Here is a 3,626-nt window from a genome sequence, read left to right on the forward strand (position 1 = left end):
TTCAGGGCTGGACCATCGTGGATTGCGGTATTGCGAATGATGAGACGAAAGCAGCTTGGGATGAGATCTTTGCCACGCAGCTAGAAGGCTTGCCTGTACTGAGAGTCATCGTGACCCATATGCATCCAGACCACGTTGGACTCTCTCAATGGCTATGTGAAAAATGGAATGCACCGCTTTGGATTTCAATGACGGATTATTTAACCGCGCAATGGTTGAGTCATAAAGAGGGTGGTGCTGCAGTTGGTGCACGTGCAGGCGGTGGTGGGTCTGCAGATCATTTTCAGAAGCATGGATTAGTTGCCCCAGAAGATTTAGAAAAAATTCGGGCTCGATCAAACTATTACAGCAATATGGTTCCGGGTGTGCCTCGGCAATATCGTCGCATCATTGACGGTGAGATGATTTTGATTGGTGGACATGAGTGGCAAGTCATTATGGGTTTTGGTCATGCGCCTGAGCATGCCTCACTATTTTGTAAGGACCTTGGCGTATTAATCTCTGGAGATATGTTGTTGCCACGAATCTCTACAAATGTCAGCGTCTACGATGCTGATCCGGATGCGGATCCTTTAGGCTTGTATCTCAGTTCTTTAGATCGATATCTGCCATTGCCAGACAACACTCTTGTGTTGCCATCTCATGGCAAACCATTTACGGGAATGAAGCCGCGAATTGATCAGTTGAAACTGCACCACGATGAGCGCTTGGCAGAAACGCTTGGAGCATGTAAAAAACCGGCAACTGCTCGGGAGATCGTGCCGGTTTTATTTAGGCGCGAATTAGATATTCACCAAATGACATTTGCCATGGGTGAGGCTATTGCTCATCTGAATTACCTACTTCGTCGAGGAAAGTTGAGTCGCCAGCTTTGCGACGATCGCGTGTTGCGGTTTTGCGTGGTTTAGCAGCCTTTGTTCCTGAGTCTTCAGTGGCTCCACCCGTAGCGGCAGCTGCAGTTGCTGAAACGGCATCCCCGAATGATTTGAGGGCCATCATGGTGGCATGTTGAACCTCTAGACCCTGAATAGTGGACTTCAAGACGTTGAGATTGAGGTTTAGCCAGTTTTCAACGCTTTTCAGGTCTTTGATGCGCTTTTCTAGCTCATCGGTATCTAGCCCTGGAAATGCTGAGCCAAACCCCCCGGCAGCCTTAGAGGCATCTGTAGTGAAGGGGAATTGTCCTGGCGTCTGCCCACCAGCTGCTTGTCCCCACATGGTTTTCATCATTTCAAGGCTTTGATTGAATTCAGGGATAGTGCCAAACATAGGGTGTGCTCCAGGTCAGATAAAAGTGGCTTATTACCAATACAATAAGGGATTCTAGAGATTAATCCCGGTTAAGCAATGCAATCTAATGGTTTATCCCAGCCTTACACCCGCGGTCAGGCACTTCCCGAGCTGTTGAAGCAGCGCATTCTGATTTTGGATGGCGCTATGGGTACCATGATTCAGCAATACAAGCTCAATGAAGCCGATTATCGTGGATTGCCAGCTAACCAGCGCTTTGAGGCTCATCCCGGCGATATCAAGGGTAATAACGAACTCTTAGTTCTGACTCAGCCCCAGATCATTAGCAAGATTCATGAGCAATATTTAGATGCGGGCGCCGACATTATTGAGACCAATACTTTTGGCGCCACCTCTGTTGCACAAGAAGATTACAAGATGGCTGGTTTGGCACGCGAGATGAATGTGATCTCTGCCCAATTAGCGCGCGCTGCATGTGAAAAATACTCTACACCAGATAAGCCACGTTTTGCAGCTGGAGCAATTGGACCTACCCCAAAGACAGCAAGCATTTCTCCAGATGTAAACGATCCTGGGGCACGTAATGTGACATTTGATGCATTGCGGGCTTCTTATCGCGAACAGATTGAAGGCCTCTTTGAAGGTGGCGTTGATTTATTTCTAGTTGAGACTATTTTCGACACCCTGAATGCAAAAGCTGCTTTGTTTGCATTGGATGAATTCTTTGAAGAGACTGGCGAGCGTTTGCCGGTGATGATTTCGGGGACAGTGACTGATGCTTCTGGTCGTATTTTGTCTGGACAAACGGTTGAAGCTTTCTGGAATAGTCTGCGTCACATCAAGCCCTTGACCTTTGGTTTGAACTGCGCTTTAGGTGCAGCGCTCATGCGTCCTTATATTGCTGAGCTTGCTCGTATTTGTGACGCTGCTGTATCTTGCTATCCCAATGCCGGCCTCCCCAATCCAATGAGTGATACAGGTTTTGATGAGACCCCAGAAATTACCTCTAGCCTAGTTGATGGCTTTGCAAAAGATGGCTTAGTCAATCTCGTAGGCGGTTGCTGTGGAACGACGCCAGATCATATTCGTGCAATTGCTAATGCGGTTGCTAAGCGCAAGCCACGTGCCTTCTACCGTGAGAGCGCGGAGGTGTCAGCATGACTAAGGCTGTGAAAGTAATGCCGGCGATGAAGCTTTCAGGCCTAGAGCCTTTCAATGTCACGCCAGAAGTTGGTTTTGTAAATATTGGTGAGCGCACTAACGTTACGGGCTCTAAAGCATTTGCACGCATGATTTTGAATAATCAATTTGATGAAGCCTTAGTAGTTGCAAGACAGCAAGTTGAGAATGGTGCTCAAGTGATTGACATCAATATGGATGAAGCGATGTTGGATTCAGAGGCAGCGATGACGCGCTTCTTGAATTTGATCGCCTCAGAACCAGATATTGCTCGTGTACCGATCATGATTGACTCTTCCAAGTGGAGCGTGATCGAAGCTGGCCTGAAATGCATTCAAGGTAAGCCGATTGTTAACTCGATCTCACTCAAAGAGGGTGAAGAGTCTTTCAGAAAACAAGCACGCTTGATTCGTCGTTATGGAGCAGCATCTGTAGTAATGGCTTTTGATGAAGTGGGTCAGGCAGATACTTTTAAGCGCAAAACAGAAATTTGCCAGCGCTGCTATCAAATTCTTGTTAAGGAGATTGGGTTTCCTGCAGAAGATATTATTTTTGATCCGAATATCTTTGCCATTGCGACTGGTATTGAAGAGCATGACAACTATGCAGTAGATTTCATCAATGCGACCCGCTGGATCAAGGAAAATCTGCCGGGCGCGAAGGTCAGTGGTGGCGTCTCTAATGTTAGCTTCTCGTTCCGCGGTAACGATCGTGTACGTGAAGCCATTCACACTGTGTTCCTGTATCACGCTATTCAGGCGGGTATGGACATGGGTATCGTCAATGCAGGCCAGCTTGGCGTTTATGCAGACTTAGATTCTGAATTGCGTGAGCGCGTTGAAGATGTTGTGCTCAATCGTTTTAAAGAAAAAGACGGTAAGACTCCAACGGAGCGCTTGCTGGATATTGCTGATCAATTTAAGGGCGGTGGCGCGAAGCAAGTTGAGAACTTGGTATGGCGTGAAGCCCCGGTGCGTGAGCGTTTAACCCATGCTTTGGTGCATGGCATCACTACCTTTATTGAAGAAGATACTGAAGAGCTGCGTGCCCAAATTATGGGTGCAGGTGGCCGTCCAATTGAGGTCATTGAAGGCCCTTTGATGGATGGAATGAATGTCGTCGGCGATTTGTTTGGTGCCGGCAAGATGTTCTTGCCTCAAGTGGTTAAGAGTGCGCGCGTGATGAAGCAAGCAGTG

General features: G+C 47.7%; 4 protein-coding genes. 3 read left to right on the forward strand and 1 reads right to left on the reverse strand.

Translation table 11 applies throughout. The features are described 5' to 3' along the window. The coding region (locus B7X71_RS13730) for an MBL fold metallo-hydrolase (RefSeq protein WP_293601030.1) at positions 1-908 on the forward strand (908 nt) is incomplete at its 5' end. Here the strand turns inward: B7X71_RS13730 and B7X71_RS13735 are convergent. Next, positions 820-1,269 (reverse strand): PhaM family polyhydroxyalkanoate granule multifunctional regulatory protein, encoded by a 450-nt coding sequence (locus tag B7X71_RS13735; protein WP_293601031.1) that lies wholly within the window; start codon positions 1,267-1,269, stop codon positions 820-822. The two genes, B7X71_RS13730 and B7X71_RS13735, sit on opposite strands and share 89 nt — an antisense overlap. A gap of 78 nt (positions 1,270-1,347) precedes the next feature. Here B7X71_RS13735 and B7X71_RS13740 point away from each other — a divergent pair, with 78 nt between their 5' ends. After that, a complete protein-coding gene (locus B7X71_RS13740) occupies positions 1,348-2,412 on the forward strand; it encodes a homocysteine S-methyltransferase family protein (RefSeq protein ID WP_215302190.1) in 1,065 nt (354 codons plus the stop codon). Further along, positions 2,409-3,626 (forward strand): dihydropteroate synthase (locus B7X71_RS13745; RefSeq protein WP_293601032.1); only part of this gene is annotated, 1,218 nt, incomplete at its 3' end. The genes B7X71_RS13740 and B7X71_RS13745, both read left to right, overlap by 4 nt.

The organism is Polynucleobacter sp. 39-46-10 (assembly GCF_002282275.1).

Coding starts and splice junctions, on each gene's coding strand:
- B7X71_RS13735 (WP_293601031.1), bottom strand. CDS start 1,269: ATGTTTGGCACTATCCCTGAATTCAATCAAAGCCTTGAAATGATGAAA.
- B7X71_RS13740 (WP_215302190.1), top strand. CDS start 1,348: ATGCAATCTAATGGTTTATCCCAGCCTTACACCCGCGGTCAGGCACTT.